General features: G+C 72.3%; 18 protein-coding genes and 1 tRNA gene. 11 read left to right on the forward strand and 8 right to left on the reverse strand.

Annotated features, from left to right (window positions below; translation table 11 throughout):
• Positions 1–126: 126 nt before the first annotated feature.
• The 3 genes from ACZ7L7_RS27240 (at position 127) to ACZ7L7_RS27250 (ending at position 1,516) form a co-directional block, all read left to right on the forward strand.
• The gene (locus ACZ7L7_RS27240) at positions 127–702 is read left to right on the forward strand and encodes a TerD family protein (RefSeq protein WP_093721561.1); all 576 of its coding nucleotides are present in this window, start codon (positions 127–129) and stop codon (positions 700–702) included.
• Between the two features lie 87 nt (positions 703–789).
• A complete protein-coding gene (locus tag ACZ7L7_RS27245) occupies positions 790–1,332 on the forward strand; it encodes a GNAT family N-acetyltransferase (RefSeq protein WP_285514833.1) in 543 nt (180 codons plus the stop codon).
• A 7-nt stretch (positions 1,333–1,339) separates the two neighbouring features.
• The gene (locus ACZ7L7_RS27250; protein WP_285514834.1) at positions 1,340–1,516 is read left to right on the forward strand and encodes a hypothetical protein; all 177 of its coding nucleotides are present in this window, start codon (positions 1,340–1,342) and stop codon (positions 1,514–1,516) included.
• Positions 1,517–1,610: 94 nt separating this feature from the next.
• On the opposite strand, the gene ACZ7L7_RS27255 is transcribed toward ACZ7L7_RS27250, so the two are convergent.
• The gene (locus ACZ7L7_RS27255; protein ID WP_453604503.1) at positions 1,611–3,014 is read right to left on the reverse strand and encodes a M1 family metallopeptidase; all 1,404 of its coding nucleotides are present in this window, start codon (positions 3,012–3,014) and stop codon (positions 1,611–1,613) included.
• A 7-nt stretch (positions 3,015–3,021) separates the two neighbouring features.
• Between ACZ7L7_RS27255 and ACZ7L7_RS27260 the strand changes: the two genes are divergently transcribed.
• A complete protein-coding gene (locus ACZ7L7_RS27260) occupies positions 3,022–3,522 on the forward strand; it encodes a hypothetical protein (RefSeq protein WP_285514836.1) in 501 nt (166 codons plus the stop codon).
• A 63-nt stretch (positions 3,523–3,585) separates the two neighbouring features.
• Here the strand turns inward: ACZ7L7_RS27260 and ACZ7L7_RS27265 are convergent, their stop codons facing one another.
• The gene (locus ACZ7L7_RS27265; protein WP_285514837.1) at positions 3,586–4,284 is read right to left on the reverse strand and encodes a pentapeptide repeat-containing protein; all 699 of its coding nucleotides are present in this window, start codon (positions 4,282–4,284) and stop codon (positions 3,586–3,588) included.
• A gap of 151 nt (positions 4,285–4,435) precedes the next feature.
• Between ACZ7L7_RS27265 and ACZ7L7_RS27270 the strand changes: the two genes are divergently transcribed.
• Both ACZ7L7_RS27270 and ACZ7L7_RS27275 read left to right on the forward strand, forming a co-directional pair.
• Positions 4,436–5,596 carry an NAD(P)-binding protein gene (locus ACZ7L7_RS27270; RefSeq protein ID WP_285514838.1) on the forward strand — a complete coding sequence of 387 codons (1,161 nt, stop codon included), beginning with the start codon at positions 4,436–4,438 and terminating at the stop codon, positions 5,594–5,596.
• Between the two features lie 62 nt (positions 5,597–5,658).
• A complete protein-coding gene (locus ACZ7L7_RS27275; protein WP_285514839.1) occupies positions 5,659–6,639 on the forward strand; it encodes a zinc-binding dehydrogenase in 981 nt (326 codons plus the stop codon).
• A 104-nt stretch (positions 6,640–6,743) separates the two neighbouring features.
• Here the strand turns inward: ACZ7L7_RS27275 and ACZ7L7_RS27280 are convergent, their stop codons facing one another.
• Positions 6,744–8,147, reverse strand: a complete 1,404-nt coding sequence (locus tag ACZ7L7_RS27280; RefSeq protein WP_472077553.1) for an NAD(P)/FAD-dependent oxidoreductase — start codon at positions 8,145–8,147, stop codon at positions 6,744–6,746.
• A 96-nt stretch (positions 8,148–8,243) separates the two neighbouring features.
• Here ACZ7L7_RS27280 and ACZ7L7_RS27285 point away from each other — a divergent pair, with 96 nt between their 5' ends.
• Both ACZ7L7_RS27285 and ACZ7L7_RS27290 read left to right on the forward strand, forming a co-directional pair.
• Positions 8,244–9,062, forward strand: a complete 819-nt coding sequence (locus ACZ7L7_RS27285) for an aminoglycoside phosphotransferase family protein (RefSeq protein WP_471431538.1) — start codon at positions 8,244–8,246, stop codon at positions 9,060–9,062.
• A gap of 9 nt (positions 9,063–9,071) precedes the next feature.
• A complete protein-coding gene (locus ACZ7L7_RS27290; RefSeq protein WP_285514842.1) occupies positions 9,072–9,545 on the forward strand; it encodes a GNAT family N-acetyltransferase in 474 nt (157 codons plus the stop codon).
• Here ACZ7L7_RS27290 and ACZ7L7_RS27295 read toward each other — a convergent pair.
• Positions 9,529–11,193 carry an HEXXH motif domain-containing protein gene (locus ACZ7L7_RS27295; RefSeq protein WP_471431536.1) on the reverse strand — a complete coding sequence of 555 codons (1,665 nt, stop codon included), beginning with the start codon at positions 11,191–11,193 and terminating at the stop codon, positions 9,529–9,531. The two genes, ACZ7L7_RS27290 and ACZ7L7_RS27295, sit on opposite strands and share 17 nt — an antisense overlap.
• Entirely contained in the window at positions 11,190–11,363 is a 174-nt protein-coding gene (locus tag ACZ7L7_RS27300) for a hypothetical protein (protein WP_285514844.1), read from the reverse strand. The genes ACZ7L7_RS27295 and ACZ7L7_RS27300 overlap by 4 nt, the downstream gene beginning before the upstream one ends.
• A 151-nt stretch (positions 11,364–11,514) precedes the next feature.
• On the opposite strand from ACZ7L7_RS27300, the gene ACZ7L7_RS27305 reads away from it, so the two are divergent.
• Together ACZ7L7_RS27305 and ACZ7L7_RS27310 are read left to right on the forward strand one after the other, a co-directional pair.
• Positions 11,515–12,507, forward strand: a complete 993-nt coding sequence (locus ACZ7L7_RS27305; RefSeq protein ID WP_472077554.1) for an effector-associated domain 2-containing protein — start codon at positions 11,515–11,517, stop codon at positions 12,505–12,507.
• Between the two features lie 319 nt (positions 12,508–12,826).
• Complete coding sequence (locus ACZ7L7_RS27310; RefSeq protein ID WP_285514846.1) at positions 12,827–14,602, forward strand: HEXXH motif domain-containing protein; 1,776 nt, start codon at positions 12,827–12,829, stop codon at positions 14,600–14,602.
• A gap of 154 nt (positions 14,603–14,756) precedes the next feature.
• Here ACZ7L7_RS27310 and fxsT read toward each other — a convergent pair whose 3' ends face one another.
• The 3 genes from fxsT to ACZ7L7_RS27325 form a co-directional block, all read right to left on the reverse strand.
• Entirely contained in the window at positions 14,757–18,719 is a 3,963-nt protein-coding gene (fxsT, locus tag ACZ7L7_RS27315; protein WP_472077555.1) for an FxSxx-COOH system tetratricopeptide repeat protein, read from the reverse strand.
• Positions 18,720–19,042: 323 nt separating this feature from the next.
• A complete protein-coding gene (locus ACZ7L7_RS27320) occupies positions 19,043–20,473 on the reverse strand; it encodes a VMAP-C domain-containing protein (RefSeq protein WP_472077556.1) in 1,431 nt (476 codons plus the stop codon).
• Positions 20,474–20,703: 230 nt separating this feature from the next.
• Positions 20,704–20,777, reverse strand: a tRNA-Thr gene (locus ACZ7L7_RS27325).
• Positions 20,778–20,983: 206 nt separating this feature from the next.
• Between ACZ7L7_RS27325 and ACZ7L7_RS27330 the strand changes: the two genes are divergently transcribed.
• A complete protein-coding gene (locus ACZ7L7_RS27330) occupies positions 20,984–22,120 on the forward strand; it encodes an ABC transporter ATP-binding protein (protein ID WP_285514849.1) in 1,137 nt (378 codons plus the stop codon).
• Positions 22,121–22,272: the final 152 nt, after the last annotated feature.

Genomic DNA, 22,272 nt, shown 5'->3' on the forward strand with positions numbered 1-22,272 from the left:
CGCATGGCGGTCGGTAAAGAAAGTAAAGACACCTGGAACCTTCGCCGCCCCTCTCCGCGTTCATAGGGGTAGCTGTAGCTTCAAGGCCGTACTGCCGTACGCAAACGAGGGAAGGGACTCCCAACAATGGCTGTAAGCCTGTCCAAGGGTGGCAACGTCTCGCTCACCAAGGAGGCTCCGGGCCTGACCGCCGTCACCGTGGGCCTCGGCTGGGACGTCCGCACCACCACCGGCACGGACTTCGACCTCGACGCCTCCGCCATCGCGGTCAACACGCAGGGCAAGGTCTACTCCGACGCCCACTTCGTCTTCTTCAACAACAAGCAGACGCCGGACCAGACCATCGTCCACACCGGTGACAACCGCACCGGTGAGGGCGCGGGCGACGACGAGGCCATCAACGTCAACCTCGCCGGCCTTCCCGCCGACGTCGACAAGATCGTCTTCCCGGTCTCGATCTACGACGCCGAGAACCGCTCGCAGAACTTCGGCCAGGTCCGCAACGCCTACATCCGCATCGTCAACCAGGCCGGCGGCGCCGAGATCGCCCGCTACGACCTGTCCGAGGACGCGGCCACCGAGACGGCCATGGTCTTCGGCGAGCTGTACCGCAACGGCGCCGAGTGGAAGTTCCGCGCGGTCGGCCAGGGCTACGCCTCGGGCCTGGTGGGCATCGCCCAGGACTTCGGCGTCAACGTCTGATCCAGGACACCGACGCGCCCCGGACCCCCGGCTCCGGCCGGGGGTTCGCCCGGCGCACCCGCGGCACGGCGCAGTAGCGTCCCCCGCATGCTGCTCGAACCTCTCCCGCACTCCCCCGACCACGCCCTCCCGGGCCCTCTCCTCACCGAACTCACCGCGCTCTACGCCTCCAACCGCGCGTACCTCGCCCTGAGCGGGGACCTCCCCGACCCGGACGACGTCCGGCCGGAACAGGTGGCGGCGGCACTGGCCGAGGAGTTGGCGCAGCCGAGCGCCGAGGTGCTGCTCGCCCGCAGCGAGGGACGGCTCGTCGGCGTGGCCGTCACCCTGGCCCGGCACCCCGATCCGGCCGACCCCGACCCGTGGATCGGCCTGCTGATGGTGGACGCGGGCCTGCACGGCAAGGGCCATGGACGCCGGCTCGCCTCCCTCGTGGAGGACCGCTTCCGCGCCGACGGCCACACCGCTGTACGCCTCGCCGTCCTCGACAACAACCCCGGCGCCCTCGCCTTCTGGACCGCCCTCGGCTACGAGGTCGTCGACCGCCGCGCGGACCGGGAGCAGGCCCGCCCCTGCGCAGTGCTGCGCAAACAGCTGACCCCGCCCGCCGCCGGCCCCGACGTGGTCTGACCCCGCCATGGACTGGACTCCCTTGGCCGCCACCGTCCTCGGCGCCCTCGTCGGCGTGGGCTCGACCCGTACGGGAGCAGGGCGTACGGGAGGCGTTCCGGGACAGGAGCGGCGGCTCAGGCACGCCGAGGCGGTGTGGGCGGCGCGTGCGGCGATGCGCCGGGATCTCGGTACGCCCGCCTGACGAGCGCCCCTGCCTGACCAACCGTCACGGAGCTTCCGGCGCGCCCGCCTGACCGGCCGTCACAGACGTTCCGGCGCGCCCGCCTGACCGGCCCTCACGGGTGTTCCGGCTTGCCCTCCCCGTACAGCCAGTCCGCCCACACGTGCCCGAAGTCCTTCTCCGGCGCCTGCTGTTCGACGTACGCCGTGAAGTCCTCCGTGTCCGCGTTGCCGTGCCGGTGTGCGGCGGTCCAGCCCCGTACCAGCTCGCCGAAGGCCGCGTCGCCGACGGTCTCGCGGATCTTGTGGACGACCATGGCGCCCCGTTCGTAGACCGGCCGGTCGGAGATGTGCCCGGCGCCGGGCGGCTCGGCGGGCGGGAAGGCCCACAGGTCGGCGTCGTCGCTCTCGTACAGCGCCCGGAACATCGTCTCCGCGCTGTCGCCGCCGTGCTCCTCCTCCCACAGCCACTCCGCGTACGTGGCGAAGCCCTCGTTGAGCCACATGTCCTGCCAGGTCTTCGGCGTCACCGAGTTGCCGAACCACTGGTGGGCCAGCTCATGGACGAGCAGCAAGGTGTCGGGTGCGCCGGGGAAGACGGGGCGGTTCTGGGTCTCCAGGGCGTAGTCGGTGGCGCCGGCCGGGGCGATGATCACGCCGGTGGAGGAGAAGGGGTAGGGGCCGAAGCTCTCCTCCGCCCACTCCAGCACGCCGGGCAGTTCGGACATGGCCTGCCGCCCCGACTCCCCGCGCGCGACGGCCGAGTGCGCGGGCACGTCCCCGGCGGTGGAGCGGCGGACGTCATAGGCGCCGATGGCGAGCGTGGCCAGATAGCTCGCCGTGGGTTCGGCGGTGCGCCAGTGGTACGTCGTACGGCCGTGGCCGGTCCGTTCGCCGGTCAACTCCCCGTTGGAGACCGCCGCGACGCCCTTCGGGACGGTGATCGAGACGGTGTAGGTCGCCTTGTCGGAGGGGTGGTGGTTGCCGGGGAACCAGGTCATCGAGCCGTTCGGCTCGCCGAGGGCGAGGGCGCCCGCGCCGCCGTGGGTGCGCAGCCAGCCCTCCTCGGAGCCGTCCGGATCGGTGATCGTCCTCGGCGTGCCGGAGTAGCGGACCCGCACGGCGAAGGCCTCCCCGTCGTCGAGGCCGCCGGAAGGGCGGACGATCAGCTCCTGGCCCTCCCGCTCCCACTCCGCCTCCTCGTCCTCGACGGTGACGTCCTCGACGCCGAGCCCCTTGAGGTCCAGGTGGAAGGAGGACAGGTCCTGGGTGGCGCGGGCGGTGAGGGTGGCCGTACCGGTGAGGCGGCGGGTGTCCGGGGTGTAGCGCAGGTCCAGGGTGTAGTGGCGCACGTCGTAGCCGCCGTTCCCGGCCTTCGGGAAGTACGGGTCGCCCACGCCGGGCGCACCGGGGGAGCCGTCGCCGCCGGCTCCGCAGGACGCCAGCGCGAACAGGGCGGGAACCAGGCACAGCCGTACGAACCGGGACACGTCCGCGATCCTACGGGGCCGTGACACCATCACCTACGTGCTCGACATCGGCTACGCCCTCTCCAACCGCTTCCCGGACCCGCCGCAGACCGACTACCGCCGCGCGGACGTCCACGCCCTGCGCCACGACCTGTTCTGCGGTGACGTCTATCTCGCGGACACCAAGGAGGACCGGGAGCTGTCCACAGCCTGGGGATGGGTGCCGGTGCTGGACTTCGCCTGGGCGCTGTGCGACATCGTGGAGCGCATCGACCAGGACCCGGCGGGCTCCCGCGCGTCCCGCCCGCAGCGCGCGGAACTGGACTTCACCGAGTCCACCGACCGGATGCTCTTCGAGCGCCGCTTCGGCTGGGTCGACGTCGAGGCGGACTGGATGCCGGCCGAGGAGCCCCCGCTGACCTTCTCCCACTCCGAACTCCGCCGCGAGGCCCGGGACTTCCTGCACGACCTGATCGCGGACCTGTGCGACCTGCACGAGGACCTGGCGGAGAACCCGGCGATCTGGACCCTCCAGGCCCGGTTCCCCCGAGTGCCCTGACGTCCCGTACGGCCCTCAGCCCGCCGCCCGTGTCCCGCCCTAGCCCGCCGCCCGTGTCCCTCCCTAGTCCTCCACCCGTATCCCCAGCGCCCCCGCCAGCACAGGCGCCAGGTCCAGCAGTTGTCCCGTGCCGATCACCGCCCCCGCGAGCCGGTCCACGCCCCGGGCGATGTCCAGGGTCGCCGCCTCCCTCAGGTCGACGTCGGTAAGCGTGGCCCCGGTCAGGTCGGCCCCCTTGAGGGCACACCCGGGGAAGGCGACGCGCTCCAGCGTGGCGCCGCCGAAGTCCGGTTCCACCAGGACGCAGTTCTCGAAGACGACGTCCCTGAGCCGGGCCCCGCGCAGATTCAGGTAGTCGATCTTGCCGCCGCGGATCAAAACCCGCTCCAGCGCGGCGCCGTGCAGTTGCACCCCGCCGAGGCGGGCGTCGCGCAGCTCCACGTCTCTCAACGTCGCCTCGGACAGATCCGTACCGACACCGCGCGGAGCGCTGAGCACCGAGTCCAGGAAGCGGGCGTGCCCGAGCCCGGTCCCGTCCAGCACGCACCCGCTCAGCGCGCAGTCCATGAAGCGCGCTCCGCTCCCGTCCTGCCCGGCGAGATCCACCTCCCGGAACTCAAGCCCGTCGTAGTCGCCGTCCGGCTCCAGCTCCCCGCCCCCGAACGCCTCCAGCTCCGGCAACCGCACCTCCGGCCGCCGCGCCGCCTTCACCCGCGTACCGCCACCGCCACCACTGCCGTCACCACTGCCCGCACGCACCATGCCCCCATGCTGCACCCGACCACTGACAGCGCGCCTGACCTGCGATGTCTCTGCCGATGTCACATTCGGAGGGGGCTGCTGCGTCGTACTTGCAGAACGGCCGCCGAACAGGCCGTCACAGAGAACGCCCCCGAGCAGAGGGAGACCCCCTATGCACCGCATCACCGTCGTAGGCGGCGGCTTCGCCGGACTCGCCGCGGCCATCACCGCCGCCGAGGCGGGCGCCCACGTCACCGTGTACGAGGCCCACCACACGCTGGGCGGACGGGCGCGGACCGCCGAGGGGCCGTACCGGACCAACGAGGGACCGCACGCCCTCTACAACGGCGGACCGCACTGGGCCTGGCTCAAGCAGCGGGGTCTCATCGGCCCGCTCGCCCAGCTCCCGCCCCTGGAGGCGGCCCGGCTGCGGCTGCGCCACAAGGGCGCCCTGCGCCGCACCCCGCCCTTCGGGATGCTCAAGCTGCTGCGCCGCGGCCTGCCGCAGGCGCCGGTCGACGTGGACTTCCTGACCTGGGCGACCGGAATCGCGGGCGAGGAGGGCGCGCGGGCCGCGGCCCACTACTCCGCCGTGGCTCTCTTCCACCACGACCCGGGCGCGCTGTCCGCCGCGTTCGTGCAGGAGCGGCTGCGCCGCGCCACGAAGCTGCCCCCGGAGGCGCACTACCCGCGCGGCGGCTGGGGCAGTGTGATCGGGCGGATGGCCGACCACGCCTGGAACCTCGGGGTGCGGATGGAGACCCTGTCCCGCGTCGACACCCTGCCGACCGACACCCCGGTCGTCGTCGCCACCTCGCTGGACTCCGCGCGGCGGCTGCTGAAGGACGAAAGCCTGACCTGGACGAGCGGCCGTACGGCACTGATCGACCTGGCGGTACGCACCCGGCGCGGCGACGCCTTCGCGGTGTCCGACCTGGACCGTACGGGGTGGATCGAACGGTTCACGGCACAGGACAGGACCCTCGCCCCGGCCGGTGAGTCCCTCATCCAGGGGCAGATCCCGATCGGCCCCGGCGAGTCGAAGGCGGACGGCATCGCCCGCGCCGAGGAACTGCTCGACCTCGCCTTCGAGGGCTGGCGGGACCGGGTCACCTGGCGGCGGGAGGCGCTCGCGGGCGGCCGTACCGGCGCGGTGGACCTGCCCGGCACGAGCTGGCGGGACCGCCCGGCGATCGACCGCGGGGACGGCGTGTACCTGGCGGGCGACCAGGTGGCGGCGCCGGGGGTGCTGTCGGAGGTGTCCTTCAACAGCGCCCTGACCGCGGTGTCGCTGGCGCTGGGCAAGAAGGCGCTTGACCTCAAGCATGCTTGAGGTTGAAAAGTAGCCCCCGGAAGCGAGAACAACCACCGCGGACCACTCCTCTGGGGGACCTCATGCACGCCATCCGCCTGCACGCGTTCGGCCCGGCCGAGAACCTCACGTACGAGGAGGTGGAGGACCCCGTGCCCGGCCCCGGCCAGGTCCGGGTCGCCGTGCAGGCGGCCGGGGTCCACCTCCTGGACACCGCCCTGCGCGAGGGCCGGCAGGGCCCCGCCCCGACCCCGACGCGACTGCCCACCATCCCCGGCCGGGAGATCGCGGGCGTCGTCGAGTCCCTCGGCGAGGGCGTCGCCGCCCTCTGGCTCGGCAAGCGCGTCGTGGCCCACATCGGCTTCGCACCCGGCGGGTACGCCGAACTCACCGTCACCGAGGTCGAACGGCTGCACGAAATCCCGGAGAACCTGGACTTCGCCGAGGCGGTCGCCATGATCGGCACGGGGCGTACGGCGATGGGGATCCTCCAGTTCGCCGACCTGGGCCCCGACTCCGTGGCCGTGATCCCCGCGGCGGCGGGCGGCATCGGCACCCTGCTCGTCCAGTACGCCAAGAACGCCGGCGCCACCGTCATCGGACTGGCCGGCGGTCCCGAGAAGGTGGCCCGCGTCCAGGCGAACGGCGCGGACCTCGCCGTCGACTACAAGGACCCCGACTGGCCGGAGAAGGTCCGCGCCTGGCTCGGCGGCCGCACGGCCACGGTCGTCTTCGACGGCGTCGGCGGCGACGCGGCCCGCCACTCCGTCTCCCTCCTCGGCCCGAACGGCAAGCACGTCGTCTTCGGCTGGTCGGCGGAGGGCATCCAGGGAGGCGAGCCGTACGTGGTGGAGGGCATCTCGGAACAGGTCCTGGGCCCGGTGATGATGCAGAAGGCCGGCGGCCCCAACCCCGTCCGCACCCTCGAACTCCGAGCCCTGACACAAGCCGCCTCAGGCCACCTGAGGCCCACGGTCCAGCGCTACCCCCTGGCAGAGGCAGCCAAGGCCCACCGAGCTTTGGAGACGAGGGGGACGGTGGGCAAGGTGGTACTGGAACCGTAGAAGCCAGGGACGCAGCTACGGACAGGCGGCACCGCTGTACGCACCCCGCTGCGGGCAGTCGTGCCTCCACCCCCACGGCAACCCCCGCGCACGATGCGCCTACGTCACCGCCCTGCCACCCAATCCGCCACCCGAGCCAGCCGCGAAGACGACGCCGCCCCCGACACCGCCTCCCTCCGATCCGCCGCCCGGTACACCGCGTACATCCCCCGCACCCCGATCCACCGCAACGGCTCCGGCTCCCACTTCCGCACCGCATGCCCCACCCAAGGCAACTCCGTCAGCTCGGTCCGCCCACCCTGCCCCGAGTCCACCTGCACCAGGTCCCGCAAAGTACGCGCCGCCAGATTCGCCGTAGCCACCCCGGACCCCACATACCCCCCGGCCCACCCCAGCCCGGTCGACCGATCCAGCGTCACCGTCGCGCACCAGTCCCGGGGCACCCCCAGCACCCCCGACCACGCATGCGCGACCCCCACCCCCGCCAACTGCGGGAAGAACGCGAGCAGAATCGACCGCAGCGCCGCGATCGTCGCCTCCTGCGTCCGCCCGTCGTTGTCGGTCGCCGACCCGAAGCGATACGGCACCCCACGCCCACCCAGCGCGATCCGCCCGTCCGCGGTCCGCTGGGCGTACATATAGGCGTGCGCCATGTCCCCGAGCGTCTCCCGCCCGCCCCACCCCACGGACTCCCACTGCTCGTCGCTCAACGGCTCGGTGACGATCATCGAGGAGTTCATCGGCAGCCACGTCCGCCGCTCGCCCTTCAGCACGGCCGTGAACCCCTCGGTGCACCGCAGGACATAGGGCGCCCGCACGGTCCCGTACGGCGTCACCGCGTGCTTGGGCCGGATCTCGGTGACCGGCGTCTGCTCGTGGATGACCACGCCCAGCGCCTCGACCGCCGCCGCGAGCCCCTTCACCAGCTTCACCGGATGCACCCGCGCCCCGTGCGGCGTCCAGGACGCCCCCACCGCGTCCGCGATCCGGATCCGCTCGGCGGTCTCCCGGACCCCGTACAGTTCCCGGTCCTTCTCCCCGAACGCGGCCTCGGCCTCGTGGAAGGCCTTCAGCCGCGCCAACTGCGCGGGCGTACGCGCGACTTCGAGCACCCCGCCCTTGTGCACGTCCGCCTCGATGCCCTCCGCCGCCGCGACGGCGACGACCTCGTCGACGGTGTCGTTCATGGCCCGCTGCAGCCGGACCGCGGCCTCCTGGCCGTGCAGCTTCGCGTACCGGTCGCGGCCCGCGATGCCGTTGTACAGCCAGCCGCCGTTGCGCCCGGAGGCGCCGTAGCCGCAGAACTTCTGCTCAAGGACGGTGATATGGAGGAAGGGCGCCGCCTTCTTCAGGTAGTACGCCGTCCACAGTCCCGTGTATCCGCCGCCGACGATCACCACGTCCGCCGAGGCGTCCCCGGGCAGCGGCTCCCGCACCGCGGGGAGGCCGTCGTCCGCGTACCAGTAGGAGATGCCACCGTTCACGACATCACTGACCGAGCTGCTCATGGCCGGGACGTTAACCCGTCCCGCCGACCGCTGTCTCCTTCGGATTCCGTCGATATCGCGTGGTGGGAGCCCCGCCAGCCCGGCTACGGTCGCCCGGTGACCGACCTCCCGGACAGGCTGCCCGAACGCGCCGCGCACTTCCTCCAAAAGTGGGACCTGCGCCAAGAAGGACCCCCCATGCGCGGCCGATGCGCACTCGTCCTCCCCGTCCGCCGCACCGACAACACCCCCGCCGCCCTCAAGGTCCAGGACGTCGACGACGAAACGGTCGGCGAGCCGCTCGCCCTGCGCACCTGGAACGGCGACGGCGCCGTACGCCTCCTGGCCGAGGCCGAGGACGGCACCCTCCTCCTCGAACGCCTCGACGCCACCCGCACCCCGCACCACCTCCCCGACACCCGGGAGGCCACCCTCGTCGTGGCCGGCCTGCTGGCCCGCCTCACCGCCACCCCCGCCCCACCGGCCTTGCGCCGCCTGGCCGACCTCGCCCGCCGCCTCCTCGACCAGGCCGCGACCGTCCTTCCCCGGCTCGACGACCCCACCCTCCTGAAGGACTGCGCCGCGGCCGTCCGTGAGGTCGCGGACGACCCCGGCGACCGCCTCCTCCACTGGGACCTGCACTTCGAGAACGTCCTGGCCGCCGACCGCGCCCCCTGGCTGGCCATCGACCCCAAACCCCTGGCGGGCGACCCCGGGTTCGAGCTGTTCCCCGCCCTGTGGAACCGTTTCGACGCCGACGAGATCCTGTGGCGCTTCGACGCGATGACGGAAGTGATGGGCCTCGACCGGGACCGGGCCCGCGCCTGGACCCTGGCCCGGGTCCTGCAGAACTCGCAGTGGCGGATCGAGGACGGCGACCCGCCCCTGCCGGAGCACCTGGAAATCGCGGCGCGGCTGCTCGCCCGCACCGGTTAGCCTCCGCACATGATCCGCACCGCGACCCCCGCCGACATCCCCGTCATCCACGCCCTCGTCCGTGAACTGGCCGAATACGAGAAGGCCCTGGACGAGGTGAAGGCCACCGAGGAGCAGTTGCTTGAGGCGCTCTTCGGTGAGCGTCCCGCCGCCTACGCCCATCTCGCCGTCGACGACACCACCGGCGAACCGGTCGGCTTCGCCCTGTGGTTCCTGAACTTCTCCACCTGGCGCGGCGTCCACGGCATCTACCTGGAGGACCTGTACGTCCGCCCCACAGCCCGCGGTGCCGGCCACGGCAAGGCGCTGCTCGCCGAGCTGGCCCGGATCTGTGTGGAGCGCGGCTACCAGCGCCTGGAGTGGTCCGTCCTGAACTGGAACACCCCGTCCATCGCGTTCTACGAGTCGCTGGGCGCCCGCCCGCAGGACGAGTGGACGGTGTACCGGCTCACCGACGAGGCGCTGGTCACGCTCGGCAGCTGAGCAGGGTCCGGGTCAGGTCCAACGGGTCCGCGGCGCCGCCGAGTTCGGTGTGTACGGCCATGGCCAGCTCGGGCCGGGCCAGCAGCGCCCCGCCCGCCGGGTCCCCGGCCGCACGCGCGGCGAGCCCGAGCCCGACCCAGCTCTCCGGGTCGCCGTCCCCGCGCACGATCCGCTCCCGGCACAGCCGCAGCGCGGTCTCCGCGTCCCCGGTCACCAGGGCGACGTCCTCGGGCCGGGCCCCCTCCACGGTGGCGCCGGGGTCCGCGCGCAGGGCGTCGAAACCGGCGGGGTCGGCGAGCAGCCAGCGCAGCAGGACCGCGCGGGTGTCGAAGCCGCGCGCCGGGGCGCCGGGGACGAGTTCCGGTTCGCCGGCGTCCCCCGGCCGCCCCTCCGCGTGTGCGCGTACCACCCGTGGGTCGGGGCGCAGGTGATACGCGCGCCAGGTCGCCCGGTGATCCGCCACCGCCAGCTCCGCGGCGGTCCGGGCGGGTCCCTCCACCGGTTCCGCCAGCCACGGCGCGAGCCGCCCCTGGAGTTCGGCCACGAGTCGCCGCCCCAGATCCGTCAGCCCCTCGGCGTCACCGATCCCGCGCAGGGCGTACGCCGTCTGCTCCCGCCACAGCGCGAACTCGAAGCGCCCGAGCGGGTGTTGGCGCCGCCGCCAGAACCCGGTGACGCCGAGGAAGGCGTACACGCCCTGCAACAGCCCGCCGAGCGGCCGGGGGTCGTCGCGCCAGGGCGCGTAGTGGAGACGCCCGCCGCCCTGGTCGTCGTAGAGCGTGAACAGGTGCATGAAGGCGCTGAGTTTGTTGTGCTGGAACTCGTGCACCAGCGTGGACGCGAGCTGTTCGCCGTCGTCGGGGAGGGAGGCGAGGGCGGCGCCGAAGGCGTCCCCGGAGGAGGCGCTGTGCGGCCGGAACCGCTCGGCGCGCGGCCGGGGTACGAGGGTGACCAGGCCGCCGGCGAGTGCGCGGGCCGCCTCCTCGTCGAGGCCGCGCAGGATGTCCCAGGCCTCGGTGAACAGTTCCTGCCAGGCAGCCGCGGGCACGGGCTCGGTGCGGGTGGGGGTGCGCAGCGTGCGGTAGGGGTCGGCGTCGTCCAGGACCAGCCCGCAGCCGTCGGCGCGCAGCCGGGTCAGCGGATGCCAGTCGGGCCCGTCGAGCGCCCGCCCGCCGACCTCGGCCCGGCCACCGGAGGCGGACACCTCCACGGCGTCCTGCCCGGCGTCGACCCGCATGGCCCCGAGCGCGGGCAGCACCGCCCACCCCTCGTGCACGGGGACGCCGATCCGGAAGTCCAGCCCGGCGCGGATCGCCGCGCTCGCCGCGACGGCGTGCAGATAGCCGGTGTCGGGAGGGGTGTCCCCGGCGGCCGAACCGCGCAGCCGCCGCAGGGTGTGCGCCGCCCACACACCGACGGACGGGTAGGCGAGCAGTTCCTCGAAGGCGGCCCCGTCCGCGGCACGGGCCCGCATCAGCAGCCGCCAGGCTTCCTCGGGGACCTCGTCGGAGGCGTCCAGCAGGGCCCGTACGACCAGCAGCCGCCAGCTGCGTTCGCTGGCCCGGAGTCCGGCGACGGCGGCGGGATCGCCCCCGCCGCCGAGCAGTTGGTCGAAGGCCTCGGCCGGAAGTACGTGTGCCCCGCTCACGCTTCGTCGCGCTGGGGGTTGTAGCCGCCGAGGCTGCCGGCCGGGTCGTCGATACGGCTGAGCAGCCGCCGCATGGAGCCGTCCCCGGGAGGAAGCGGATGGGAGGGCCAGGCGTCCAGCGGAACACCGCTGAGGTCAATCAGCTCGGACTCGACTCCGGACTTGTCCATGACCCCGTCCATTTCTGCTATTTGAGGTGTTTTACGGGTTTTCCAGCGGCGACCCTAGTGCATCGCCGCACCTCTTACAGGCAGCTCACAGATTCATGCTCGGAATTGAGCCCGGTCGAGTGAAAAGTGGGCGTACGGGTAGAGACCGGGCGTGAGAGAACTCGGGGAATCGGTCGAGGAGTTGCACGGCGGACCGGACCCCGCCCGGGTGACGGAGGTGTGGGCACCGTCGGACTCCGGCGAGCGCCGGGGCTCGGGGTACCGGGTGGGCGAGCGGTACGTCCTCACGGCCGCGCATCCGGTGCGCGGTGTTCTCCACGCGGGCGTACGGGACGGCGGTACGCGCCGGACGGCACGGGTCCTGTTCTGCTCCGAGGCCGCCGGTGCCGCCCTGCTGGAGCTGCTGGAGCCGTCCGTGGACGCGCCGCCGCCGCTCTACGGGACCGTCCCGGAGACGGACGCCGGTGTGCCGTTCACGACGGCGGGGTTCCCCCTGGCCGCCCCCGGCACGGTCTTCCGCACATCGGGACGGCTCCGCCCGCGCCGCACCGCCCTCGAACTCATCGTCCCCCCACCCCCTGCGGCCCGCTCCCCCTGGGAGGGCATGTCCGGCGCGCCGGTGTGGTGCGAGGGCGCGCTGGTCGGCCTGGTCGGCGGCCAGGAGCGCGCCTCGGACCCGTCCCGCCTGACCGCGACCCGCACCGACCGCTGGCACGACCTGCTGACCGGACCCGAACTGGCCCTGCTGCACGAGCACGCCGGATTCCCGGCCACCCCCGCCGGCCTGACCCGCCCGGCCCCGACCCCACCGACGGCCTCAGGCCCGGCCGTCCTGGCCCACCTCCCCGCCAACCTCCCGCCCCGCGAACTCGACGGCCTGGTCACCGCCCTGACCGCCATCCCCTCCGTCAGCGACCGCAACGGCCTGACCCTGATCCTCGACGGCGTCGACCCGGTGATCGCGGCCATGAGCCCACGCTCCCCCGCGCTGCGCCCGGACATCTTCGGAATCGTGCGCACCTGCCTGCGATATCCGGGGACCTTGGACCAACTCCTGGACGCGATACGGTTGGTGGAGGGCGAATCCGTCGGGGTCGCCCGAATGGACCAGGAGGCGGTGGAGTTGTCCCGGCGCCATTGCTGACCTGATATCGCGGCGCGGCACGGCTGCGGTGTTTCATCCCCCGAAGGGCGGGCCATCTATCAGGGGGATGTGAGCAACCCGCCTTGCAACGACAGCCGGGGGGAAGGGGTTTGGGCGTCATGGAGCCGTCTGTGGCCGCCGTCGAGTCCAACCTAGTCGATCTCGCGGGGGTGTCTCTTGAAACGCTGCGCTCCATGGACAGTCGGATTCTCGCCGGTTCCCTGGAAGAGCTGCGCCAGCGCATCGATCTGGCGCAGGCGAGCGTCAGCGACTTCAACCCCAGCGCGGAGCGGTTCGACTGAGGGGGCCGGGGCCGCCGATGCGTGCTGAGCACACGCTCCCCCATCACCGTCTGCCCTCCTCCGGCCTGGAGGAACTGAGCTGCGGCGAGGGCAGTCCGGCAACCATCGACCTGCTGCTCGCGGCCGAACGCAGCAGACGCCTGCTGCTGTTACGGATGCTCGACGACGCCACCGATCTCGGGCCCGCCTGGGACCTGCTGAGCGCGGCACAGCGCCGGGCGCCGGACGTCGTCGACGAACTGCTGATGTATCCGCAGGCCGGGATGTGGCTGGCCACGGCGCTGCGCCGACTGCGCGGCAGCCTCCCGCAGGACGAGCCGCCCCTGTCAGTGGTCCTGGGCCACATCTCCTGTCTGGCCGCCGTCGCCGCGCTGCACGCCGGCCTGGACTTCGCCATCGAGGTCCCGGTACGGCACGGCCGGGTGACCCTGCCGACCCTGGGCTGCGCCGAACTCCCCACGACCGAACGGTGGTCCACGGCGACGCTACGCGCGAAGGCGGGCCGCACGGTCGTCACGGCACCGGGTGCCACGGTCACCGTGCCGAGCCCACCGGACACCCCGGCACCGGGCTGGCGCCCCCTGCGCCGACTGTCGCTGGGCCCCGCGACCCACCGTCTCACCCTGGCCCTGGACGACATCGACCCGTACCGGACCTACCCCACGCCCACCGAGCCGGACCCGCTCTCCGAGGAGGCGGCCGAGCAGTGGCGGCGGGTGCTGGAGCGGGCCTGGACGGTCCTGCTGGACGAACAGCCGCGCGCGGCGGAGGCGATGCGCCGGGGGCTGTTGTCACTGACCCCGGGCCCGCCGAGGGAAAGGTTTCGGCCACGCAGTGTGACCGCCGGGGACGCTTTCGGCGGCATCGAGTCCTCGGAGCCGGACGACGCGGTGCAACTGGCGGTGACCCTGGTGCACGAGTTCCAGCACACCAAACTGGGCGGCCTGCTGCACCTGACGCCGCTGCTGACCGAGGAAACCTCCGAGACACCCGAACTCTGGTACGCCCCCTGGCGGGACGACCCCCGCCCACTCGACGGACTCCTCCAGGGCATCTACGCCTTCATCGGCATCGCCCGCTTCTGGCGCACCCACCGCCTGGCATCCGGTGCCGCGACGCCCACGGCGCACTTCGAGTTCGCCCTGTGGCGGGCCCATGTGGCCACGGCCCTGCGCCAGGTGCACCGCCACGAACGCCTCACCCCCGTCGGCGCACAGCTCCTGGACCGCCTGTACGCCCTGTGCACCCGCTGGCTGGACGAACCGGTGCCCGAGACCCCGCTGGCCCTGGCCCGTATCTGCGCCGCGGACCACACCACCCGCTGGCGCGCCCACCATCTGCGCCCGCCGCGCGCGGCCGTCGAGGAGGCGGCCGCGGCCTGGCTGGCGAACACGCCGGCCCCGCCCCGCTCCCTCGCGGCACCGCCCGACGTGGTCACCGACGACTCCGCCCGCTGGCTGGACACCCTGGCGGTCCTGACCCGCCACCGTCTCTCGGGCGAGGACCCGGAGAAGGCGGCGGTGACCGGGGCGACACCGGCGGACGTCCTCCTGGCGTCCGGCGAGGCGGAGGCGGCGCGGGCGGCCTACCTCACCCACCTGTCGACCACACCGGACCACCCCACGGCCTGGTCGGGCCTCTCCCACGCCCTCACCCAAACCCAAACGGCCCCCGCGGCAGCCCACTTCCTACGCCACCACCCGGAACAGGCCCGAGCGGTCCACAGCGCGATAGCCGAGGCAACGGGAACCCCACCGGACCCCATAGCCCTGGCAACGTGGCTGGCGAACTGAAGTGACTGCGTAGCTGCGGGCAGTCGTGCCGCAGGGCGGCACGGGTGGGCTGGGGGTCCCCCCTCTGGGGGGAGGCACCCCGCAAGCGCGGGCGAGCGAAAACCCCGCCCACCCGCACCCCAGCGGACCCGCGCCCAAGGACCCGCCCGTCACCTCACAACGGCATCGGGTCGATGTCACAGTTCGCCCGCTCCCGGGCCCGCGCCTGCACCGTCGCCGGGTGCGGCGCAGCCTCCGCCGCCCGCAGCCGAGGCGCGTCCAGCACCTGCTCCATCCGAGCCAGCGCGTCCTCCCGCAGCGCCTCCGACTCCTCCTCCGCCCCCAGCGCGGCCATGTCCAGCGAGAGATTCACCGCGCACACGAGCGTGGTCGGGTGGTTCTCCCCCAACCGCTCCCGGCTCAACTCCAGCGACCGCTGCCCGAGTTCACGCGCCTCGCTCACCTGCCCCAGCGCACTCAGATCGCTCGCGAGATTGATGGCGCAGGCCAGGGCGATCGGATGGTTCTCCCCCAGCCGCTCGGTCAGCGACGCCAGCGCCTCCTCGTCCAGCGCCCGCGCCTCCTCGACCTGCCCCAGCAGCCGGAGCGTCACCGCGAGGTCGACGTCCGCGGCAAGGACGTGCGGGTGGTCGGCCCGGAAGACCCGGCGGAACCGCTCACTGGTCTTGGCGCCCCGGTCCCGGGCCGCCTCCAGTTCGCCGTTGTGCCGCAGCGCCACCGACAGCGCCAGTGCCGCCGTGAGGGACTCGGGGTGGGTGTCGCCGTAGCGGCGGGTGAACTGGTTGAACGCCTCGCGGGCCAGTTCCAGCGCCGTCGCGTGGTCGCCCTCCTTCCGGCAGGCCTCACCGAGCTGCCGGAGCGTCTGGAGGGTGGAGGGGTTGCCGGCGCCGAAGACGGGCCGGAAGCCGTCGACGACCGCCTCCTGGAGGGCGCGCGCGCCGACGTAGTCGCCGGTCTCACGGACGTCGATGGCGATGGAGCCCTGGGTGATCAGCGACTGGTGGTGGTCGATGCCGTAGAGCCGGGTCTTCAACGCGTGCGTGTGCTGGTCCAGTTCCAGCGCCCGCTGGAAGTCACCCACCAGGCGCAGGCTCACGCCCAGGTTGTGGGCGGTGCCCAGGGTCGTCGGGTCGTCCTCGCCGAAGGCGCGGCGGGCCCGGTCGTAGGCCATCCGGTCGAGGTCGGCACCGGCCGCGAAGTCGCCCTCGACGCGGCGGACGGCCGCCTCCAGCATCATCGCCTCCAGCGCGTCCTCGCGGGTGTCCTCCCGGTCGCCGGGCGCGGTGCGGGCGTAGATCTCCTTGAGCTGCGCGACCAGGCGGGAGGCGTCGTCGTAGCGGCCGACCTTCAGGTACAGGAAGCCGAGCCACCAGCCCATCAGCCGGGTCTGCTGGTCCTCCTCGCCGAACAGCGCCTGCCAGGTCTGCCACGCCTGCTCGGTGAACTCCCGCGCCACCTTGTGGTCGCCCCAGTACCAGAGGTACCTGGCGACGTTCATCACCAGTTCGCGCACCCACGGCTGGTCGGACTCGATCGCGTTGGAGGCGATGACATGGCCGTACAGCTCGGCGTAGCGCGGCCAGTTGGACGCCTGGTTGGGGCCCTTGGGGTCGGCGGCGGCCAGGAGGGTGTGAGCCCCGTTGCGCATGCGTTTCTGTTCCTCGGGGGTCATGCGGTGGATCAGCACGGCCTGCACGAGGCGATGCATTTCGATCGAGTTGGTGCGGTGGTCGATACGGGCGAGGGAGTACCGGTTGATCTCACGGATGGCGCGGGCCAGCCGCATCGGGTCGTTCAGCGCCCGGTCCAGCTCGGGGTCGATGGTGGAGCCGCCGAGGCCGGAGAAGATGGAGCGGGAGATCGGGTCGGGCGCGAAGTAGGAGCACAGCTGGAGCAGCCTGAGCGCGGTGAGGCTGCGGGTCTCCAGGTGGTCGAGGGAGACGTTCCACGCGGCGGCGACGGGGAGCTGGTAGTCCGGCGGCGGCGAGACGTCCAGCAGCTCGGCCCGCTTGTGCTCGAACAGCCGCAGGTACTCCGAGACCGGCATCCCCGTCTCGGCCCGCCAGGCGGCCGCCTGCTCCAGGGCCAGCGGCAGGTCGCCGAGGGCCTCGGCGAGCCGGTCCGCCTCGGCGTCGTCGAGGTCGTCGGGCCCGGAGCGGCGCAGCAGCTCCTTGCTCTCCTCGCGGGTGAAGACATCGACTTCGAGGGAGGGTCCGACCACGCTCCAGCGCCGGTTGCGGGAGGTGACGAGGATGGTGCCGCTGCCCCCGGTGGGGAAGTAGTCGCGCACCCGCTCGGGATTGTCCGCGTTGTCGAAGATCAGCAGCCAGCGGGCGTACGGGCGGCCCTCGCGCAGCGCCTCGCGCACCGCGGGACCGGCGATGTTCGCCTCGGAACTGGTGACCAGCCCGAGCCGCTGGGCCAGCTCCACCAGGGCCTGGCCGATCTGTCCGGGACGCTCGGCGGGGATCCACCAGACGATGTCGTACTCGGACTGGTGCCTGTACGCGTATTCGATTGCCAGCTGGGTCTTGCCCACACCGCCCATGCCGTGAATCGCCTCGGGCAGCACCGTGGTGGTGCCCTCGCGCAGCCGCTCACTCAAACGTTCGAGAAGGTCCACGCGCCCGGTGAAGTTGGGATTGCGCGGCGGAATGTTGCCCCAGATACGCGGCGTCGAACGCCCGCTTTCCACCGCGGGCTGCGTATGTGTGGCGGTCATATCCGTGGCTCCTTCTGAAGTTGTCCCGGCCCCCGTCGGGGCAGGCTCGTCGACGTGGCGGTCACTCGGGCGGGAAGTCGTGCGGGAGCCCCCGCCCTTGCGCAGGCTGACGGAGTTCAGCCGGTCGTAGTCGCGCAGGGCACGGGCCAGGCGCTCGGCTCTGGGGAGGAACTTCCCGGACAGCGCCCGCAGCGCGGCCAGTTCGACGCGCAGGAAGGCGACGTTGGCGCGGGTCACCGCGGGCAGGTCGTCGGCCTCGGCGGGTTCCTCGGTCGCGGGGGCCTCGGGCCCGGCGCCCGGTGTCGCGGGCCCGGTCAGCTGTTCCTCCGCGACCAGCAGCCCGCGGACGTCGTGCAGCACCCGGGCGGTGTCGCGGCGCCGGGACAGTGCCAATAACTCCTGGCGGATGTTGGGCCCGAAGACGAACGCCACATCGGCGACGCGCTCGGCCTCCGCCCCGGCGGGCCGCACCAGACCGCTCATCAGCAGCTCCGCCAGATGGGCGGGCCCGGCCCCCGGTACGGAGGCGGTCACCGCGTTCATCACCGGCAGGGTCAGCGGGGCCGCGGCCAGCCGGGTGGCGAGGGCGAACGCGGTCGGCGAGGCGGCGGCCCGGAAGTCCGAGACCCGCTCCCAGGGCGGTACGCCACTGGCGGGGTCCGGCACGTCCTCGACCCAGGGCAGCGCCCGCGCCGCGTCCGTCCGGCGCTTCCAGTCCCGGGCCCGGACCCCCGGCATCTCCACCCAGCCGGCGGTGCCTCCGGTGACCAGCTGGACCCAGCCGGACAGGGAGCGCCCGGTGGGTTCCAGGACCGGGACCGGGACCACGCCGGTACGGGCGTCCGGGTCGTCGACGACCTCCAGCGGGGAGGTACGCAGCTCCCAGCGCAGGGTGTCGTTGGGCGCCCAGGGACGTACGCAGCTGAACCGCATCCGGTGCACATCGAGTCCGGCGCGGGACCACAGGTGCTGCGGCAGCAGATGCAGCACGGCGAGCGGTTCGGTCCGGCCCAGTTCCCGTAGCAGCGGCAGCACCGCGTCCGAGCGCCAGCCCGCGGCCAGACCGTCCGTCAGCACCAGCACCACCCGCCGCTCGGAGGCCGAGGGCGGCAGATGCTCCAGCCGGATCCGGGCCGGCTCGGTGTCGTCGGAACTGAGCAGGCGTACGGTGCTGACCTCGCCCAGGCGCTCCTCGCGGGACAGATCCTCGGTCAGCTTCTCGACCGTCTCCCGCCACACCCGCATCGTCGCGTGATCGTCCACCACCAGCAGTACGGACGGCGGGTCCGCGGCGGACGAGCGCGCCAGTTCGCTCAGGGCGTGCGGTACGGCGTCCAGTGACGCTTCGTCAGCCGCCGCTTCCGCCGCTGTTCGTGGGACATCGTCACACTGCATATGAAGCGCTCTCGGAGCGTCCGGCAAGGGCATGCGTGACATCCACGTGCCAAGCCTGGCAGTGGTCTCCATAAGGTGCAAGACGGCAGGCCACAGGGGGTGAGAGGACAAACTGGACAGTCGATCGAGGGTCGAAGGAACAGCGGATAAAACACGGCCCCCTGCGGTGTCGGGCACGCGGGCTCTTCTCGCGTCCAGCGTGGCACCGCCCCCTGCCGGGCACAAGGCCGTCTGCCACTCTCTTGCGCGTATCGACAAGAAGCCGCCGTTCGGGAACAGGCGCCCGGCCGTGCGCAGCGCCGCGCTCTGCGAAGTCATGGCCACTACACCGGTCCTGTGGGGCCTGGTTTGCGCTCCGGGTCGTCCAGAAGGATGGCCAGATGACGCCCGACGTGGCCGTCCCATTCCTCGGGTCCGAGGGCGAGCGCGTCACTGCGCCATCTGCCGACCCGCTCCGTGAGCGAGCCGAGCCCGCGGTCCTGGAGGATCTCGCTGATGGCGTCCTGGAAGGCGGGGTCGGAGCAGTCCGAGCGGTGCCAGATCATCGCGGGCACCCCGGCCCGCAGCCCGGCCAGCACCTCACGGCGCCCGGTGCCCGAGTCGTCGCCCGGCGGCTCGCTGAGCACCAGGCAGACGGCGTGCGCGTCCTCCTTCAGCTCCCGCTCCAGATGGAAGAAGTACGCCTTGTCCGGCTCGGGCCGGCTCCAGTGGGAGTGGCTGTCGCCCGGCCGGTCCTTCAGCTGGCGCCACTTGGCGTGCCAGGGCCGGTGCCAGGCGGCCCGCTGCAGCCGCTCCAGCGAGCGGATCAGCACGGGGTAGTCCATCGCCAGGGGCGTCGGATCCGGGTGCCCGGACTCCTTCGACCACCACTCGACCGGCTCGTTGAGGAGTTCCCAGGGCAGGATGAACTCCAGGATGACCGGCGCGCGCAGCTCGGCCCAGCGTGCCTCGGACTCCTCGATCAGCCGCTCCACGGCGGCCTCCAGCTCCTCCCGGCACAGCCGGACGGTCTCCCCCCGTACGGGGTGCCAGCCGGTGGAGTCGGACTGCCGCCAGTGCGTGAGGTAGAAGCAGCCGTCCTCATTGCGGTCGGGCTCGAACTGGATCATCAGATAGGCGGGCACCACCGAGGGCGCGGGCTGGGGCAGTTCGGCGTGCTGCCACTCGGCGAGCAGGTTCTCGACCCCCAGCCGCTGGGCCTGGCTCCGGTTGAAGCGGCGCAGCCCGGCGGCGGCGTCGACGAACCCCTCCTCCACCAGCCGGTCGGCGGCCAGGGCGACGAAGGCCATGCTGGGCGGCAGTTCGTCGGGCGGGGTGTTCTGCCCCGCCAGCCTCAGGAAGACCTGCCACCCGGTCTGACACCACCGGGGCAGCTCCTGCACCCGGGACCGGCTGGCCCGGCGCGCCAGCGAGGCCAGCTCGGCCGGGCGCAAGGACTCCAGCACGGGCCGCAGATGACCGAGGTCGGCGCTGTCGAAGAAGTCGATGGCCTCCCACTCGTCCACCAGGGGCCATAACGCGGCGACGCTCGCCGACTCCTGCTCCACGTACTCCAGCGACCGCGCCAGACAGGCCGCGCCGTAGTCGACGTCCGTGCACGTCCGGACCAGCTTGAGCAGCCAGGGCCGCACCCCCTCACCGGCGTACGGCTCCAGCGGCGCCTGCAACTCGTCGGCGAGCATGTCCCGCCATAACTCCCGGCTGGTGGCCTGCTTCACCGTCGCCGACTCCTGAAGCGCGTCCACGATGGCCACCCGCAGCTCATTGCGAACCCGTTCCGGACTGCGCCCTCTCACCCCGTGACCTCCCCAGCCGGCGCGGTTCCGTTGTGCCGACCAGGGTACGGCGCAGGGGGGTGTCGGGGCAGGGGCCTCGGGAAAGCGGCGGAGAGCCGCCGTCGGGTTGCCGTCGGGCAATGCAGCCGGAATGCAGTCGAACGCCCCCGTGACGGTCGTCACGGGGGCGTTCGCGCAGGCAGTCAAAGAGCCCCCTGTCGGATTCGAACCGACGACCTTCGCTTTACAAGAGCGGCGCTCTGACCAGCTGAGCTAAGGAGGCGCGCACGTGCGTGCCCGTGCAGTGTACCCACGTCCCGGCGTGCCCCTGTCGAAAATTTCCGCGAAGTTCACAGGGGTCCAGGTGCTGACAGACCAGGTGAACGCCAGGTACCGTCCGAGGTCAGTCCACTCGCATGGACTACACCACCACCTTCCTACAACGGATCGTCCGGCACGTTCCTGCCGGTAGAAGGGGGCCCATTCACCATGGCCACTGTTTCGTTCGACAAGGCGACCCGGATCTACCCGGGTGGCGACAAGCCCGCCGTAGACGCGCTCGACATCGAGATCGCGGACGGGGAATTCCTCGTCCTGGTCGGCCCGTCCGGCTGCGGCAAGTCCACCTCGCTCCGCATGCTGGCGGGGCTTGAGGACGTCAACTCCGGCGCCATCCGCATCGGCGACCGCGACGTGACCCACCTGCCGCCGAAGGACCGGGACATCGCCATGGTGTTCCAGAACTACGCGCTCTACCCGCACATGACGGTCGCCGACAACATGGGCTTCGCGCTCAAGATCGCCGGCGTCCCGAAGGCCGAGATCCGCCAGAAGGTCGAGGACGCCGCGAAGATCCTCGACCTCACCGAGTACCTCGGCCGCAAGCCGAAGGCCCTCTCCGGTGGTCAGCGCCAGCGTGTCGCGATGGGCCGCGCCATCGTGCGTGAGCCGCAGGTCTTCCTCATGGACGAGCCGCTGTCGAACCTCGACGCCAAGCTCCGTGTCTCCACCCGTACGCAGATCGCCTCGCTGCAGCGCCGCCTCGGCATCACCACGGTCTACGTCACCCACGACCAGGTCGAGGCCATGACGATGGGCGACCGCGTGGCCGTCCTCAAGGACGGTCTGCTCCAGCAGGTCGACTCGCCGCGCAACATGTACGACCGCCCGGCCAACCTCTTCGTCGCCGGCTTCATCGGCTCCCCCGCCATGAACCTGGTCGAGGTGCCGATCACCGACGGCGGTGTGAAGTTCGGCAACAGCGTCGTCCCGGTCAACCGTGACGCCCTGAAGGCCGCCGCCGACAAGGGCGACCGCACGGTCACCGTCGGTGTCCGCCCCGAGCACTTCGACATCGTCGAGCAGAACGGCGGCGCCGCCTCCGCGCTGTCCAAGGACTCCGCCGACGCCCCGGCCGGTCTCGCCGTCTCCGTCAACGTCGTCGAGGAGCTCGGCGCCGACGGCTACGTCTACGGCACCGCCGAGGTGAGCGGCGAGAAGAAGGACCTCGTCGTCCGCGTCAACGGCCGCCAGGTCCCGGAGAAGGGCGCCCAGCTGCACGTCGTGCCGCGGCCGGGCGAGACCCACGTGTTCTCCACCTCCACGGGTGAGCGTCTCTCCGACTGAGTCACGAACCGGGTGAATCACCCAGGTTGACGAGAAGGGCCCCGCAGACCGCTGCGGGGCCCTTCTCGTTGTCGACAAATACCCCGGCAATCCGGGCGTTTCGAGCAGTGCGCGTCAACCCCTTACCCAAAAAGAGGCATCACTTCATCCCC

The organism is Streptomyces sp. NPDC110618 (assembly GCF_055657065.1).

Coding starts and splice junctions, on each gene's coding strand:
- ACZ7L7_RS27250 (WP_285514834.1), top strand. CDS start 1,340: ATGGACTGGACTCCCTTGGCCGCCACCGTCCTCGGCGCCCTCGTCGGC.
- ACZ7L7_RS27290 (WP_285514842.1), top strand. CDS start 9,072: ATGATCCGCACCGCGACCCCCGCCGACATCCCCGTCATCCACGCCCTC.
- ACZ7L7_RS27310 (WP_285514846.1), top strand. CDS start 12,827: ATGCGTGCTGAGCACACGCTCCCCCATCACCGTCTGCCCTCCTCCGGC.
- ACZ7L7_RS27245 (WP_285514833.1), top strand. CDS start 790: ATGCTGCTCGAACCTCTCCCGCACTCCCCCGACCACGCCCTCCCGGGC.
- ACZ7L7_RS27280 (WP_472077553.1), bottom strand. CDS start 8,147: ATGAGCAGCTCGGTCAGTGATGTCGTGAACGGTGGCATCTCCTACTGG.
- ACZ7L7_RS27270 (WP_285514838.1), top strand. CDS start 4,436: ATGCACCGCATCACCGTCGTAGGCGGCGGCTTCGCCGGACTCGCCGCG.
- ACZ7L7_RS27255 (WP_453604503.1), bottom strand. CDS start 3,014: ATGGTGTCACGGCCCCGTAGGATCGCGGACGTGTCCCGGTTCGTACGG.
- ACZ7L7_RS27275 (WP_285514839.1), top strand. CDS start 5,659: ATGCACGCCATCCGCCTGCACGCGTTCGGCCCGGCCGAGAACCTCACG.
- ACZ7L7_RS27240 (WP_093721561.1), top strand. CDS start 127: ATGGCTGTAAGCCTGTCCAAGGGTGGCAACGTCTCGCTCACCAAGGAG.
- ACZ7L7_RS27330 (WP_285514849.1), top strand. CDS start 20,984: ATGGCCACTGTTTCGTTCGACAAGGCGACCCGGATCTACCCGGGTGGC.
- ACZ7L7_RS27265 (WP_285514837.1), bottom strand. CDS start 4,284: ATGGTGCGTGCGGGCAGTGGTGACGGCAGTGGTGGCGGTGGCGGTACG.
- fxsT (WP_472077555.1), bottom strand. CDS start 18,719: ATGCAGTGTGACGATGTCCCACGAACAGCGGCGGAAGCGGCGGCTGAC.
- ACZ7L7_RS27300 (WP_285514844.1), bottom strand. CDS start 11,363: ATGGACAAGTCCGGAGTCGAGTCCGAGCTGATTGACCTCAGCGGTGTT.